General features: G+C 63.3%; 13 protein-coding genes. 3 read left to right on the top strand and 10 right to left on the bottom strand.

Features of this window, described 5'->3' with window-relative positions:
* Positions 1 to 21: 21 nt before the first annotated feature.
* Positions 22 to 831, bottom strand: a complete 810-nt coding sequence (locus CHC01_RS28430) for a ComF family protein (protein WP_089267698.1) — start codon at positions 829 to 831, stop codon at positions 22 to 24.
* Between the two features lie 77 nt (positions 832 to 908).
* Here CHC01_RS28430 and CHC01_RS28425 point away from each other — a divergent pair, with 77 nt between their 5' ends.
* Positions 909 to 1,757, top strand: coding sequence for a methyltransferase domain-containing protein (locus CHC01_RS28425; protein ID WP_089267697.1), 849 nt, complete (start codon positions 909 to 911; stop codon positions 1,755 to 1,757).
* On the opposite strand, the gene CHC01_RS28420 is transcribed toward CHC01_RS28425, so the two are convergent.
* The 4 genes from CHC01_RS28420 to CHC01_RS28405 all read right to left on the bottom strand — a co-directional run bounded on the left by CHC01_RS28420 (position 1,754) and on the right by CHC01_RS28405 (position 4,357).
* Positions 1,754 to 2,152 carry a (deoxy)nucleoside triphosphate pyrophosphohydrolase gene (locus tag CHC01_RS28420; protein WP_176454734.1) on the bottom strand — a complete coding sequence of 133 codons (399 nt, stop codon included), beginning with the start codon at positions 2,150 to 2,152 and terminating at the stop codon, positions 1,754 to 1,756. The two genes, CHC01_RS28425 and CHC01_RS28420, sit on opposite strands and share 4 nt — an antisense overlap.
* 15 nt (positions 2,153 to 2,167) lie before the next feature.
* Positions 2,168 to 2,662 (bottom strand): hypothetical protein, encoded by a 495-nt coding sequence (locus CHC01_RS28415; RefSeq protein WP_089267695.1) that lies wholly within the window; start codon positions 2,660 to 2,662, stop codon positions 2,168 to 2,170.
* On the bottom strand, positions 2,659 to 3,906 hold the full coding sequence (argJ, locus tag CHC01_RS28410; protein WP_089267694.1) for a bifunctional glutamate N-acetyltransferase/amino-acid acetyltransferase ArgJ: 1,248 nt from the start codon (positions 3,904 to 3,906) through the stop codon (positions 2,659 to 2,661). Before argJ ends, CHC01_RS28415 begins: the two co-directional genes overlap by 4 nt.
* A gap of 148 nt (positions 3,907 to 4,054) precedes the next feature.
* Positions 4,055 to 4,357, bottom strand: a complete 303-nt coding sequence (locus CHC01_RS28405) for a hypothetical protein (RefSeq protein ID WP_176454733.1) — start codon at positions 4,355 to 4,357, stop codon at positions 4,055 to 4,057.
* Between the two features lie 200 nt (positions 4,358 to 4,557).
* Here CHC01_RS28405 and CHC01_RS28400 point away from each other — a divergent pair, with 200 nt between their 5' ends.
* Positions 4,558 to 5,034 (top strand): hypothetical protein, encoded by a 477-nt coding sequence (locus CHC01_RS28400; protein WP_089267692.1) that lies wholly within the window; start codon positions 4,558 to 4,560, stop codon positions 5,032 to 5,034.
* A 1,097-nt stretch (positions 5,035 to 6,131) separates the two neighbouring features.
* Here the strand turns inward: CHC01_RS28400 and CHC01_RS28390 are convergent.
* The 5 genes from CHC01_RS28390 to CHC01_RS28370 form a co-directional block, all read right to left on the bottom strand.
* Positions 6,132 to 7,133: a Bug family tripartite tricarboxylate transporter substrate binding protein gene (locus tag CHC01_RS28390; RefSeq protein ID WP_089267690.1), complete on the bottom strand. Its 1,002-nt coding sequence runs from the start codon at positions 7,131 to 7,133 to the stop codon at positions 6,132 to 6,134.
* Positions 7,134 to 7,410: 277 nt separating this feature from the next.
* Positions 7,411 to 8,661, bottom strand: coding sequence for an MFS transporter (locus tag CHC01_RS28385; protein ID WP_089267689.1), 1,251 nt, complete (start codon positions 8,659 to 8,661; stop codon positions 7,411 to 7,413).
* Positions 8,662 to 8,848: 187 nt separating this feature from the next.
* Positions 8,849 to 9,820 (bottom strand): TAXI family TRAP transporter solute-binding subunit, encoded by a 972-nt coding sequence (locus CHC01_RS28380; RefSeq protein WP_068729346.1) that lies wholly within the window; start codon positions 9,818 to 9,820, stop codon positions 8,849 to 8,851.
* Between the two features lie 39 nt (positions 9,821 to 9,859).
* Positions 9,860 to 10,831 (bottom strand): TAXI family TRAP transporter solute-binding subunit, encoded by a 972-nt coding sequence (locus CHC01_RS28375; protein WP_089267688.1) that lies wholly within the window; start codon positions 10,829 to 10,831, stop codon positions 9,860 to 9,862.
* An 87-nt stretch (positions 10,832 to 10,918) separates the two neighbouring features.
* The gene (locus CHC01_RS28370; RefSeq protein ID WP_089267687.1) at positions 10,919 to 12,934 is read right to left on the bottom strand and encodes a TRAP transporter permease; all 2,016 of its coding nucleotides are present in this window, start codon (positions 12,932 to 12,934) and stop codon (positions 10,919 to 10,921) included.
* 206 nt (positions 12,935 to 13,140) lie between these two features.
* Between CHC01_RS28370 and CHC01_RS28365 the strand changes: the two genes are divergently transcribed.
* Positions 13,141 to 14,082, top strand: a complete 942-nt coding sequence (locus CHC01_RS28365; protein WP_089267686.1) for a TAXI family TRAP transporter solute-binding subunit — start codon at positions 13,141 to 13,143, stop codon at positions 14,080 to 14,082.
* Positions 14,083 to 14,090 lie beyond the last annotated feature (8 nt).

The following is a 14,090-nucleotide window of genomic DNA, read 5'->3' as shown; positions in this document are numbered from 1 at the left end:
CAGTTGCAGGGAAGTGCCTGATTATATGGGGACCTTGTGGGCCTCCACAACCCGCGCAAAGACCAGCACATCGACCTGGGCCGCCTTGGCGCGCAGCAGCGCCCGTGCGCAGGCGTCGGTCGTGGCACCCGAGGTCAGCACGTCGTCGACCAAAATGACGCGGCGGCCCTGGATTTCAGCCCAGCGTTCAGGCGGGACCTTGAAGGCGCCCTGGACATTGCTAGCGCGCTCGGTGCGCGACAGGCCGATCTGGTGCTCGGTCGGGCGTATTCGCCGCAAGGCGTCGCGGGATATCGCAACGCCGCTCTGCCGGCCGATTGCCCGCGCCAGCGCGCCGGACTGGTTGAAGCGCCGGCTGAAGCCGCGCCGCCAATGCAGCGGCACCGGCACCAGAATATCGGCATCCGCGAGCAATTCCTTCCCCGCCCGCGCCATCCAGCGACCCATGATTGGCGCGAGGTCTGTCCGGTCATGATATTTCAACTGATGCACCAGCGTGCGGGCGACATCGTCATAGCGCACGGCTGCGCGGGCCCGCTGATAGGCCGGCGGATCGGCAATCGCCTGCATCGACAGGATGCCCGGGCCGGGATCGTAGACGAAGGGGATGCCGAGCCGGCTGCAGAACGGCGGCGCGATGAAGGAGAGCTGGCCCCAGCAGGCCGCACAGACGCCTTCGCCGGCGACGGGCTCCCGGCAGGCGACGCAGAGCGTCGGCAGCGCGATGTCGAGCGCAAGACGGGCGGTTTGCGTCCATGCAGACCGGCAAAGCTTCAGCGCGCCGCGCAATTGCGCGGGGAGGGACCACGACACTGTCGCCTCTGCGTCCATGGGTTGAAGGCTAGAGCCCTCCTGCGCCGATCTCAAGCGCGATTGCCAGATCCCCGGTCTTCGGCGTACCAAGCCGCATGGCCCAGACCTCCAATACCGCACCTATTCTGTTCGACCGCGCTCTGTTGCGGGCGCGGCAGACGCGTGCGTTGCGACTGGGGGCCGAGAATTTCCTGCTGGATCGTGTCATCGCCGACATGGATGAGCGATTGCAGGCGGTGTTGCGCCAGTTCGACAATGCCGCTGACGTCGCGACGCCGGGCAACCGTCTGCGCGATGTTGTGGCCGGGCGTGTCGGCCATCTCACACATGCCGACGTGCCCGATGTCGAAAGCGATGGTCTCAATCTCGCGCCGGCGTCGCTCGATCTCGTCATCTCCGCGCTCGGGCTGCACTTCGTTAACGATCTGCCGGGCGTCATGGCGCAGATCCGCCGCGCGCTGAAGCCTGACGGCCTGCTGCTGGCCGCAATGCTCGGCGGCGACACGCTGACCGAGCTGCGGCAGTCCTTCGCCGCGGCGGAAGCCGAACGCGAAGGCGGCATCTCGCCGCGCGTCGCACCAATGGCCGATCTGCGCGATGTCGGCGCGCTTCTGCAGCGGGCGGGATTTGCGCTGCCGGTGACCGATGTGGATCGCGTCGTGGTGCGCTACGACAGTGCCTTCGGTCTGATGCAGGATCTGCGCAGGATGGGCGCCACCAATGTGCTGGTCGAGCGCCGCCGGGCGCCGCTGCGCCGCGCGACGCTGCTGCGCATGGCGCAGATCTACAGCGAGCGCTTTGCCGATCCCGACGGCCGCATTCGCGCGACCTTCGACATCATCTGGCTGTCCGGCTGGGCGCCGCATGAGAGCCAGCAGAAGCCATTGAAGCCGGGCTCGGCGAAAGCAAGTCTCGCCGACGCGGTGAAGGGGCTGAAGCCCTAGAGCAGATCGATCAGATGCGGGATCAGCGGGATATCCGCGGCCGGCATCGGATAGTCGCGCAGCTTGTTGGGGCGTACCCAGGCGAGGTTCTGACCTTCCCTGGAGATCGCGAGGCCTTCCCAGCGCCGGCAGATATAGAGCGGCATCAACAGATGGAAGTCCTCATAGGCATGGCTGGCGAAAGTCAGTGGCGCAAGGCAGGCTTCCTTCACGGAGATCCCGAGCTCCTCGTGCAGCTCGCGGATCAGCGCCGCTTCCGGCCGTTCGCCGGGCTCCAGCTTGCCGCCGGGAAATTCCCACAGGCCGGCCAGCGCCTTGCCTTGCGGCCGCTGTGCAATCAGCACGCGGCCGTCAGGATCAATCAAAGCGCAGGCGACGACGAGAACCATTTTCATCGGATATATCTCATTTCAAGAGACTAGCGCTGCGCAGCTTGGAATCTCGCCCGGAGGCTGGCGCGTGAACGTCGGGTCATTGTCCTTGCGCGCAATGCCCGCAGCGGGCTTGATGCGGATATCGACAATCAATGGCTTCGTACCGCGCGGAAATCTCAGCGTATAGCCGAGCGTATCCGTGCCGTCGAACCCCGGGCGGGACCGATACACAACCTCGACGCCTTCGATTTCCATCGGCATGCAGTGCTTGGCGCCACCGAACAACACATTGCTCGGTTTGACCAGGCCGCTGCGCAGGCAGACGAAACCATGAGCGGGTGCGGTGTCGAGCTGAACCTGCGGAATGCCGACGCTCTTGCAGGCATTGTTCCAGCGTGCGCCAATGCCGATACCCACTTCCTTGTTGCTCTCGGTCGCGCGCCGCATGCGCCCGACCGGCAGGTCCTTGGCCAAGGCCTCCGTCGAAAAGACGATCGCCGCCAGACCGATGCCCGCGGCGATCCTCTTCACGACCGATAGTCGCCGTTGATCGCGATATATTCCTTGGTGAGGTCGCAGGTCAGCACGCGGTCGCGCGCTTTGCCGAGGCCGAGCGCCACCTTGATCTGGATTTTCTGCTCTTTCATCGTCTTCGAGACCTCGGCCTCGTTATAGGACGGGTCGCGCGCGCCGGACTTGGCGACGCGGATGCCGTTGAACGAGATCGACAGCTTGTCGCGATTGGCCGGCTGGCCGGCCTTGCCGACGGCCATCACCACGCGTCCCCAATTGGCGTCTTCACCGGCAACGGCAGTCTTCACCAGCGGCGAATTGGCGATCGACATGGCGATCTTGCGGGCCGAGGCCTTGGTGGTTGCGCCTTCAACGATGATCTCGATCAGCTTGCGGGCGCCTTCGCCGTCACGGGCGACCTGTTCGGCGAGGTCGGCGAGCAGCGTCTGCAGCGCCTTCACGAATGGCTTTAGCCTGACGTCGCTGGCCTTGGTGATCTTCGGTGCGCCCTGGGCCGCCGCGGCACCGGTGGCGAACATCATAAGGGTGTCGGAGGTCGAAGTGTCGCCATCGACCGTCACGGCATTGAACGTGTCATCGACGCCCGCCTTGAGCAGCGCCTGCAAGGCCGGCGCGCTGATCGGCGCGTCGGTGAAGACGAAGGACAGCATGGTCGCCATGTCCGGTGCGATCATGCCCGAGCCCTTGGCGATGCCGTTGATGGTGACTTTGGCCTTGCCGAGTTTCACAGTGGCCGTCGCGACCTTCGGGAAGGTGTCGGTGGTCATGATCGCCTTGGCGGCGTCCATCCAGCCCTCGGGCGTCGCGCTATCGGCCAGCGTGGCGAGAACACCGTCGAACTTGGTGGCGTCGAGCGGCTCGCCGATCACGCCGGTCGAGGCGAGGAAGATCTCGTTCGGCTTGCAGCCGACGGCCTTGGACGCGATGTCGCCGGTCAGCTTGGTCGATGCCTTGCCGGTCTTGCCGGTGAAGGCATTGGCATTGCCGGAATTGACCACGAGCGCCTGCGCCTTGCCGCCCTTCAGCACGGCGCGGCACCATTCCACCGGAGCGGACGGACACTTCGACGTTGTGAAGACGCCGGCGGCCGTCGTGCCCTTGTCCATCACCGCGAGCAGCACATCGGTGCGGCCGGTATAGCGGATGCCGGCAGCGGCCGTGGCGAGGCGCACGCCTGCAATCGCGGGCAGTTCGGGAACAGCGGTCGGGGCGAGGGGGGAGACGGGCAGCGACTTGGCCATGAGTGCTTTCAGCTTTCGTAAAAAGATGAAGCGCTCTGTATCACCTCTGCCACCGTGGTGGGAGAGGGCTTCATGGCGAAGGGAGCAATGTCATGTCTCCGTCATGCGGCACCCGTCCGGTTGCGCATGATCCTGTCCGAAACCGGGGCTAGCCCGGGCCGAACTTGAACTTCCCATCATCTTCGAGGAACGGACCGCTGCGCATATAGAGCTGGCCGTTCTCGCCGATGAAGAAGAGCGTGTTCTTCGGCACTTTCTTGGCGCCCTTCAGCAGGAATTTGGCATTGTTGGTGCCCATCTTGTACGCGAAGGTCTTGCCTGACGCGTCGTAGCCATAGCCCATGTCGGGCGAGAGCACCCAGGGTGTCGGTGCCTGAGCCAGCGCAGGGCCGGCCAGGGCCGATGTCACCAGCGCCGTGGCGCATAGCATCGTAAAGGCTCGAGCGGTCATCCCAAATTCTCCGAAACGTGTTTTTGAAAGTACATCGCGGCTGCGCGGTTGTCTTGAACAAATCACGAACGGTGACAGCCCGTCAATACGACACGCGGTCGCGACAGAGTTTGTTATTTCGCAAGCGCGGTCTGGCGACTATCTTTCGCTTTCGGGCTAAGCCGGTCCACGATGAATGCGGCGATGGGGATGATTCGACAATGCGAGCGATCGTGAAAAGTCTTTTGGTTGTTGGCGCGGTGGTATTGGCGCCCGGTCTTGCTGCGGCGGATGATTTCAAGCTCAGCAACAACCAGCGCATCTCCTGCGGGCGTGGGCTTGCCGCAGGCAAGCTGAGTACGGCGACCTGCCGCTCTTATGCCTATCTGTTCAATGCGAAGACCTCGGAATATTTCCGTTGCTCGGTGTCGCTATCGATGACGCGTGATGCCAAGGAAGTCATCAACGTCCAGAGCGATGGTGCCTGCGTGAAGAAGCCGCGCGTGTTCGACACCGACTCCAGCTATTCCTTCGATGCCACGGAAACCGAGCCGCCGAACACCAATTCGTTCTTCGGCAATGGTGGTTTTGCCATGTGGGTCAGCGACAACACCCAGCAGAAAATTCGTGGCTGTGTCACGATTCCCTCGGGCCTCGGCTCGGACGTGTCGCGCTGCATCGACATGAAGTTCGAGTAGACGGTCTTCCTTTTCCCTCCCCCTTGCGGGGAGGGGGGCCGGCCGCTTGGCCGGTCGGGTGGGGGTGCCACAAGCGGCGCTCTCACGTGGGGCACCCCCACCCCGGCCTCCACTTCGTCGATGCTACGCATCGCCTCGTTCGGCCGACCCTCCCCGCCTAGCGAAGCTTCGCTTCGCGCGGGGGGAGGGATGCCACAAACGCCTGCGCGTCATTCACAGATTCAACTGTCAAACAGCCACTGCTCTTCAGACATGCGTCATCGCCCCCATTGTTTGCGGCGCGGGGGCGCCGTCGTGCTTCGCATTCCCGCCCCCTTGCGAGAGGGCGTGCGGAACGCCGGGTGCCCGTTGCACCCTTGGGCCTGATGCGAATGCGGTCTTCCGCAGGTTAGTGTGCATCAGGACTTTCGGAGGCGCCGAGCGATTGCCCGGCGTTCCGCATGCGGTGTTTTTTCGGTTGCTTGCACATCTGCCATGGCGAACGGTCCCATCACCAAAATTAATGTCCCAGGGCGGAGGGACAGGGTAGCCGCAAAGCACTTGGCCGAACGCGTTTCGAGTTGGTCGTCCGTCACACTGTCCAGGGGGTTGTCCATCCGAAGGTCGGCCGTCTCCTTGCCAGTGGTAGTGCTGGCGCAGAGCCGTCCTGCCCGAAGACAGACGTTCCCCCATGAACCGCGTGACGCCGCATCTCCGGCGTCCACCGCATCCCACCCCGCGAACGTGACGATCGCGATCGCCCCTCTCGGTGGGGCAGGACGGAGGGGAATATAATCAAGATAGGGATGCTGTCAACGGGAGATAGGAAAAAATGTTTGGGTGCGTTCCCTCCACTGTCATTCCGGGGCGCGGGCGGCACTTGCCGGACGCGAACCCGAAATCCCGACCTGTTCAGCGCCAAACACTTCGAGATTCCGGGCTCAGTCCGGCCCGCTACGCGGTCCGTCCTGCCCCGGAATGACGAATGTAAAGCAGGCGCCAACCACCCAAAAGACAAAAAGGGCACGCGCTTCAGCGCGTGCCCTTTGATGTGTTGAGCTCAAGAAGAGAGCAAGACAGGCAGGCGCGTCTAACGCCCTGCCAACCCTGCGCTGCCCTTACTCCGGCTTGATGCCGGCGAACTGGGCGACCTTGCCCCACTTCTCGATTTCAGACTGCACATAGGCATCCATGTCGGCTGGCGAACCGCCGGTCGGATCGGCGCCGAGCTTGATCAGGCGGGCAGTGCCGTCGGCCGACTTGATGAACTTATCGGTCGAGGCATTGAGCTTGGCGATGATCTCCTTCGGCGTCTTCGCCGGGGCTGCGATGGTGAACCAGGAGGCGGCGTCGTAGCCGTCCACGCCGGATTCGGCGATGGTCGGAATGTCCTTCATCGGCTCCCAGCGCTTGCTGGTGGAGACGGCGAGTGCACGGATCTGGTTGCTCTCGGCGAAAGGCTGCGCCGCCGGCAGGTTGTCGATCATCACATGGACGCGGCCGCCGATCAGGTCGGTGAGCGCGGGGGCGCTGCCCTTGTAGGGCACGTGGGTCAGCTTCACGCCGGTCATCGACTTGAACAGTTCAGTCGACAGATGCGCGGTCGAACCGAGGCCCGGCGTGCCGTAGAAATATTCATCCGGCTTGGCCTTGGCGAGTTCGATGAACTCCTTGACGCTCTTGGCCGGCAGCGAATTGGTCACCGAGAACAGGTTCGGCACCTTGGCGATCACGATCACCGACGCCAGATCCTTCACCGGATCATAGGTCATGTTCTTGAACACGAACTTGTTGATCGCGTGGGTGCCGGGCGTGCCGACCAGGAAGGTGTAGCCGTCGCCTTCGGCCTTGGCGACGAAGTCAGCGGCGATGTTGCCGCCGGCACCGGCCTTGTTCTCGACGATGAACTGCTGGCCCATCTCTTCGGACATCTTCTGCGCGACGACGCGCGCCAGAATGTCGGTGGTGCCGCCGGCCGCGAACGGAACGATGAACTTCACCGGCTTGGTGGGCCACTCGGCTGCGCTGGCGCGGCGCGACAGGATCGGCAGGGTGCCGAGGGCAGCCGCGCCGCCGAGGATCACGGAGCGGCGGGACGGGAAGCGGATCGATGATGACATCTCGAAGAGTCCTTTTGCATGTCGGACAGGCCGCGCGGCTGCGACGCACGATCTGATTGAGGGTGTTTAAGACATTGACGGGAGGCCGGGATCAAGTGGGAACCGGCACGGCTGGGGCAACGAACCCGACGGTCCGCTCCTGCGACTCATCTGCGCAACCGGCAGGTCTTCTCAGCTTCTCCCGATCAGGCGTTTCCATGGACAACATGCATGGGAACGTACTGGGTGGATGGTACTATGTTGCACTGCGAGTTGCTACCGCAATGCAATACCATCCTTAAGCATTTGGTACTAACGGCTGATGACGTGCGTCGGAAGGTCGCGTCTCCGGCATGGCGACAATGAACAGGATGAGGCCGATCCCCGCCAAAGCGGCCAGCGCCAGGAATGCCGTGCTGTAGCCGGCCTTCACAACGATCATGCCGGCAATGGCCGTGCTGAGAGCGCCGCCCAATCCCGCGGCGGTGGCGATTGCGCCCTGGCTGATATTGAAGTGGCCGGTGCCATAAGTGAGGTCTGCGACCACGAGCGGAAAGATCGCGCCGAAGATTCCGGCGCCGATGCCGTCGAGAGTCTGCACGCCGACCAGCCAGTAGGGATTATCGGAGAGCGGATACAGGGCGCCGCGCAGCGCCAGCACGGCGAGCGCGCAGGCGAAGATCGGTTTGCGGCCCCAGACATCGGCCTTGCGGCCGACCAGCATGGCGACCGGCACCATCACCAATTGTGCCGCGACGATGCAGACCGACATCAGCGTGGTGCCGAGCTCGTTGTTCACCAGTGCGAGTTTCTGGCCGACCAGCGGCAGCATCGCCGCATTGGAGAAATGAAACAGCACGGTGGCGGCGGCAAATATCAGGAGCGGCTTGCAGGTCAGCAGCACCTGAAAGCCGGAAGGCCGGTCGGCGGCATCGTGATCGTGCATTTCGTCGAGATCGCCGAGGCCGCGGGCCATCTGATGATCGATGGCATTAGCGGGGATCGCCAGCGTCGCGAGGATGCTCGCCACAGCCATCGCGGCCATCAGCCAGAACACGACGATCGGCCCGAAGGCATAGGCGAAGATGCCGGCCAGCGTCGCCGCCGTCGCATTGCCGGCATGGTTGAACGCCTCGTTGCGGCCGATCCGGCGGGCAAAGGCTTTGGGGCCGACAATGCCGAGGGTGATCGCCGCCAGTGCCGGCGCGAAGACGGCCGCGGCGACACCGGTCAGCGCCTGTGTCGTCGCGACGAACAGGAAACCGGGATAGAGCGGCAGCGCGATCGAGCCGAGCGTGACGATGACGGCGGCAAGAATGACGATGGCGCGCTTGGCCTTGGTCTTGTCGATCAGGGCGCCGGCAGGGGTCTGCGCGACGATGCCAGCGAGGGCGGCGACCGACATCACGATGCCGATGGAGGCCTCGTCCCATTTCTGGACCGTCAGCAGATAGATCGCGAGATAGGGCCCGAGCCCATCTCGGACATCGGCGAGAAAGAAGTTCAGCGCGTCGAGCGGATGTTTGATCCTGTTGGCGTCGTCGTGCACGCGCGGCCCTCACGGCACGGCAGTGCCCGGCAGGCAACGGCGGTTGAGTGATCCGGTTCCGCGGTATTCGGCGTGTATGGATCCCCGCCTGCGCGGGGATGACAGGAGAGTGGGTTGTTACTCCCTCAAACAGAAGCCGCGACACTTGCGTGCCGCGGCTCAAAGTCTCGTCGCGTGATGGCCGGTCTTATTTCCCGATACCCTTTTCCTTGAAGTATTTCAGCGCGCCCGGATGGAACGGCACCGGGGAGCGCTCCTGCACCTGGTTGTCGAGCGAGAAGCTCTCGGCCTCCTTGTGCACGGCGACGATGTCGGCCTTCTTCTCCACCAGCGTCTTGACGATGTTGTAGGCGTCGTCGTCACTCATCTTGTTGCCGGTGACGATGATGTTCCAGACTTCGGTATTGGCGTTGTCCTTGTCCATGCCGGGATAGATGCTCTTGCTGATGGTCGAGGGCGAATACAGCTTGCCGTATTTCTCGTTCATCTTGGCGGCGAGGTCGGCGTGGTCGACGAACTTGATTTTCATGCCGGGTGTGGCAGCGAGATCGGTGACGGCGGCAGTGGGGACGCCGCCGACCCAGAAGAAGGCGTCGATCTTGCGGTCCTTGATGGCGTTGACGGACTCAGCCACGCCGAGACGCTCGCGCTTCATGTCCTTGTCCTTGTCGAGACCGGCGGCCTCGATGACGCGGAACGCCATCACTTCGGTGGCACCGCCCGGCGAGCCCGTGGAGACGCGCTTGCCCTTGAGATCCGACATCTTCTCGATGCCGGCGCCCTCGATGGTCACGATATGCATGCGGTTCGGATAGACCACCAGCAGGGTCTGCAGCGGGACTTTGCCGCTCTTGAACTTGTCCTGGCCGTTCAGTGCGTCGAGCGCGGCGTCGGCCATGCTGAAGCCGAGCTCGCTCTGGCCCGAGGCGATCAGCTTGAGGTTATCGACCGAGCCGCCGGTGACTTCCGCGGTGGCCTGGGTGTTCGGCAGCGCCTTCGACAGCACATTGGCGATGGCGCCGCCGAGCGGATAATACACGCCGCCGGTGCCGCCGGTGCCGATCGCCATGGTCTTCTGCTGCGCGATGGCCGCGCCTGCAAGGCCGGCAGTGGCGACCAGCGCCACGGCAATCGATGTCTTTCTGAAACGCTTGAACATGGTTGTCCTCTCCTCCAGTTTTGATTGATGTCGCGGTGACTATTTCACCGCGCCGACTTCCTTGAGATATTTCAGCGTGCCGGGGTGATAGGGCGCCGGCGACTGCGCTGGTGTCTGCGTGGCGAGATTGATGTTCTCCGCCTCTTTATGGACGGCGACGAGATCGGCCTTGTTCTCGAAGATCGTCTTTGTGATCGCATAGGCCGTGTCGTCCGACATCTTGTCGGTGGCCATGATCTGATTCCAGGCGGCGAAGCCACGGCTGTCGGTGGTCTGGCCCGGATAGCTGCCGGCCTTGATCACGCTGGGTGCGAAGATCTGGCCGTATTTTTTCACGATCGGCTCTAACAGGTAGTCGATGTCGATCAGCTTGATCGTGACGCCGGGCGTTGCGGCAAGGTCGACGACGGCGGCGGTCGGCACGCCGCCGCCCCAGAAGAAGGCATCGATCTTGCGATCCTTGAGCGCGGACGCGGATTCCGCGACCGACAGACGTTCGCGCTTGACGTCCTTGTCCTTGTCGAGGCCCGCGGCTTCGAGCAGGCGGAAGGTCTGCGCCTCGGTGGCGCTGCCCGGCGCGCCGCCCGAGATGCGCTTGCCTTTAAGATCGGCGAATTTCTCGATGCCGGTGCCGGCGATGGTCACCACATGGACCGGGCTGGAATAGACGGCGACGATGGTGCGCAGCGGAACGGGCTTCTTGAACTTGTTCTCGCCCTTCACGGCGTCGGACGCGACGTCGCCAGTCATGAAACCGAGATCGGCCTGACCGGTCTCCAGCAGCTTGATGTTGTCGACGCTGCCGCCGGTGACTTCGCCGGTGGCCTGGGTATGCGGCAGTTTCTTCGACAACAGGTTCGCGAGACCGCCGCCGAGCGGATAGAAGATGCCACCGGTCCCGCCGGTCGCAATGGCGATGGTCGTGTCTTCCGCAGAAGCGCCGGTCGCCGCGCAGGCGATGCCGAGCAGTGCAAGGCTGAACGCCCTGTGTCTGAAAGCTGTCCATCTCATCGCGTCACTCCCTGAAGTCGGCGGCGCCGCTTATCTGCGGCGTCCGCTGTCATGCGATAACTTGACGTTATTCGTTTCTGTCGTTGGTCATGCCGGCGCCGGTTGCGTCCTCGTCCTTGCCTGCCAGAGCAGCACGCCGAGGCCGATGATGAGGCCGGGCACGAATGTGTAGCTGATGTCGCGACCGATGATCGACTCGATGATCGCCTCGATCAGGCTCGGGAACACCAGCAGTAATCCCGATAGCAGAAGCAGGCCGCGCTCGATCGGTGTATTTTGTCGCAGTGCCCAGTTCTGCGCGACGGCGGCGAGTGCCAGCAGTCCCAGCGTGGTCTTGAAGGTGATCTCGACGATATCCACCCACGAGCCGCCCTTCGGAATGTTCAGCAGCAGGCCGACGCCCTGCGGGTCGCAGACGAAGACGAATGGCACCAGGAAGGCCGGCAGTGTGTATTTCCACGACTGCAGCGTGGTCTTGTAGGGATCGCCGCCGGTGATGGCCGCCGCCGCGAAGGGCGACAGCGCGGTGGGCGGCGAGACTTCCGAGAGCACGGCGTAATAGAAGATGAACATGTGTGCGGCATAATCAGGTACACCGAGCTTGATCAGCGCGGGTGCTGCGATCACCGCGCAGATGATGTAGGACGCGGTGACCGGCACCGCGAGGCCGATGATCCAGACGATCAGGGCCGTATAGATCGCCGTCAGCAGCAGGCTGCCGCCCGCATAGGAAATCACGATCGACGAGAATTTCAGGCCGAGGCCGGTGAGCGTGACGACGCCGACCACGATGCCGGCGCAGGCGCAGGTCGTGGCAGCATTGAGCGCGCCGATCGAGCCATCGGCCAGCGCCTTCACCAGTTTCTTCGGCACCAGCGCGGTATCCTTGCGCAGGAAACTGAGCACGAAGGTGACGAGCGTGGCGTAGAACACCGACAGTGACGGCGAGTAGCCGATGATCATGAAAACGACGACGGCGAGCAGAGAGATGAAGTGGAACCCGTAACGCTTCATCATCACGCCGAGGCTGAGCTCGGGCCTGACATTGACATTGTGGGCGCCGAACCGCTTGGCGTCGATCTCGACCATGATCAGCAGCGACAGGTAGTAGAGACAGGTCGGGATGGTCGCCATCCAGATCACGTCGAGATAGCTGATCTTGAGGAATTCAGCGATCAGGAACGCGGCGGCGCCGAGCACCGGCGGTGACAGGATCGCGCCGAGACCGCCTGCGGCCAGCAGGCCGCCGGCAGCGTTCTTCTCGAAACCGGCCTTGGCCAGCATGGGGGCGGCGACGGTGCCGATCATCACCGTGGTGGCGACGCCGGAGCCCGAGGGGCCGCCGAGCAGGAACGAGGACAGCACCACGGTGCGGCCCGCGGCGTTCGACTTGTTCCCCATCAAGGACAGCGAGAAATCGATGAAGAATTTTCCTGCGCCGGACATCGAGAGGAACGCGCCATAGATCGTGAACAAGATGATCAGCGTCGCCGACACGTCGACTGCGACGCCGAAGATGCCCTCCAGCGTGATGAAGAGATGGCCGACGAGGCGCGGCAGGTCATAGCCGCGATGGGTCCACGGCGCCGGCAGATGCGGGCCGAGCATCGCATAGGCAATGAAGAAAACGGACACGACCGGCATGATCAGGCCGGTGGTACGGCGCGTCGCTTCCAGCAGCAGCACGATGAAGACGATGCCGACGATGACATCCATATGATCCGGCAGCGTAGCGCGGTCGGTGAAATCGTCGCCGCCCCACAGCGCATAGGCAATGGTGCCGATGGCGACGATGCCCGGCACGATGTCCCACCAGCGCACGCGGTTGCGGAAGCGCGCAGCGACGGGGAATAGCAGGAAGCTGAGGATCAGCGTGAAGGCGACATGGACGTAACGCAGTTCCTGCGTCGGCACGATCGCGTAGGCGGCATAGAGATGAAACAGGCTCATCACCACGGCGATGCCGGTGGAGATCGTTCCGGCCCAGCCCAGCAGGCGATTTGTTGCGCCTTCATCGGCTTCGATGAAGGCTTCAGCCTTCGCCAATGCCTCGTCGGAGACGGCAACGGTGTCATCGCTCGCGTTTGATTTCTGGTCAGCCATGTTTCATCCCCCGGGATATCTCCCGCAGCCGGCTTTGCCGGCCTTATTATTCTGAGTGCGGCGCATTCATGCCGTTTTACCCGGCTGGCGCAAGGGCTTACCGGTGAAACTTTCGTCGCGGCAACGGCGTTCGCTATTGCGACGCCGTTGACCGCATGAGGGCTGCGGTTCACTTTCGCGGCCTGAATGACAGGAATAAAATGAGTATGAGGAAGCGTCTGATAGCCGCCATGACGACTGTGGTCGTCATGTGCAGCGCAGCGGCACGCGCCGAGCCGTCGATCACGCTGCTGACCGGCAATACGTCCGGGATCTATTTTCCGCTCGGCGTGTCGATCGCGATGATCTATGCGGATATTCCCGGCGCGAAAGTTCAGGTGCAGACAACCGACGGTTCGGTCGAGAATCTCTCGCGGCTGCAGCAAGGCACCGGGCAGGTGGGTTTTGCGCTTGGCGATGCCCTGAAGGACGCCTGGGCCGGCAATGCCACGGCGGGCTTTGACGGCAAGCAGGATCGGCTGCGGGTGATCGGCGCGCTCTATCCGAATTACATCCAGATCGTTGCCACCAAAGAGAGCGGGATCAGGACGCTGAGCGATCTCAATGGCCGGAGCCTCTCGGTCGGCGAGCGTAGATCGGGCACCGAGCTGAATGCGCGCGCCATTCTGGGTGCTGCGGGGCTGCGCTATGAGAATCTCGGCGAGATCAGGTATTTCTCCTTTGCCGAATCCACCACGATGATGATCGAGAAGAAGCTCGATGCGACGCTGCAGTCTGCCGGTCTCGGTGTCACGTCGATCAAGGAACTCAGCGAAGCCACGGATATCGTCATCGTGCCAGTGCCGCCGCCCCTGGTGAAAAAGATCGGTGCGCCATACAAGCCAGACACCATTCCGGCCCGGACCTATGTCAGCCAGGACAAATCCGTGCCGACTGCATCGGTGATGAACTATCTGGTGACGAGCAATGCCGTGCCGGATGAACTCGTCTATCAGATGACCAAGCGCCTGTTCGACGGCCTCGACGAACTCGCCATCGCGCACCGTGCCGGCCACGAGATCAAGCTGGCGAGCGCCGTGAGTAAAAACCCGGTGCCGCTGCATCCCGGCGCGTTGCGCTACTATCGGGAGCGGGGCCTGATCAGGTAGAGTGGTCC

Source organism: Tardiphaga sp. OK246 (assembly GCF_900188215.1).
Lineage (GTDB): Bacteria > Pseudomonadota > Alphaproteobacteria > Rhizobiales > Xanthobacteraceae > Tardiphaga > Tardiphaga robiniae.
This window is presented reverse-complemented; position numbering and strand designations above follow the sequence as displayed.

Bases quoted from the DNA above. Each gene is read 5' to 3' on its own strand.
- CHC01_RS28425 (WP_089267697.1), top strand. From the start codon at position 909: ATGGCCCAGACCTCCAATACCGCACCTATTCTGTTCGACCGCGCTCTG.
- CHC01_RS28420 (WP_176454734.1), bottom strand. From the start codon at position 2,152: ATGAAAATGGTTCTCGTCGTCGCCTGCGCTTTGATTGATCCTGACGGC.
- CHC01_RS28405 (WP_176454733.1), bottom strand. From the start codon at position 4,357: ATGACCGCTCGAGCCTTTACGATGCTATGCGCCACGGCGCTGGTGACA.
- CHC01_RS28400 (WP_089267692.1), top strand. From the start codon at position 4,558: ATGCGAGCGATCGTGAAAAGTCTTTTGGTTGTTGGCGCGGTGGTATTG.
- CHC01_RS28380 (WP_068729346.1), bottom strand. From the start codon at position 9,820: ATGTTCAAGCGTTTCAGAAAGACATCGATTGCCGTGGCGCTGGTCGCC.
- CHC01_RS28375 (WP_089267688.1), bottom strand. From the start codon at position 10,831: ATGAGATGGACAGCTTTCAGACACAGGGCGTTCAGCCTTGCACTGCTC.
- argJ (WP_089267694.1), bottom strand. From the start codon at position 3,906: ATGGCCAAGTCGCTGCCCGTCTCCCCCCTCGCCCCGACCGCTGTTCCC.
- CHC01_RS28365 (WP_089267686.1), top strand. From the start codon at position 13,141: ATGAGGAAGCGTCTGATAGCCGCCATGACGACTGTGGTCGTCATGTGC.
- CHC01_RS28370 (WP_089267687.1), bottom strand. From the start codon at position 12,934: ATGGCTGACCAGAAATCAAACGCGAGCGATGACACCGTTGCCGTCTCC.
- CHC01_RS28430 (WP_089267698.1), bottom strand. From the start codon at position 831: ATGGACGCAGAGGCGACAGTGTCGTGGTCCCTCCCCGCGCAATTGCGC.
- CHC01_RS28390 (WP_089267690.1), bottom strand. From the start codon at position 7,133: ATGTCATCATCGATCCGCTTCCCGTCCCGCCGCTCCGTGATCCTCGGC.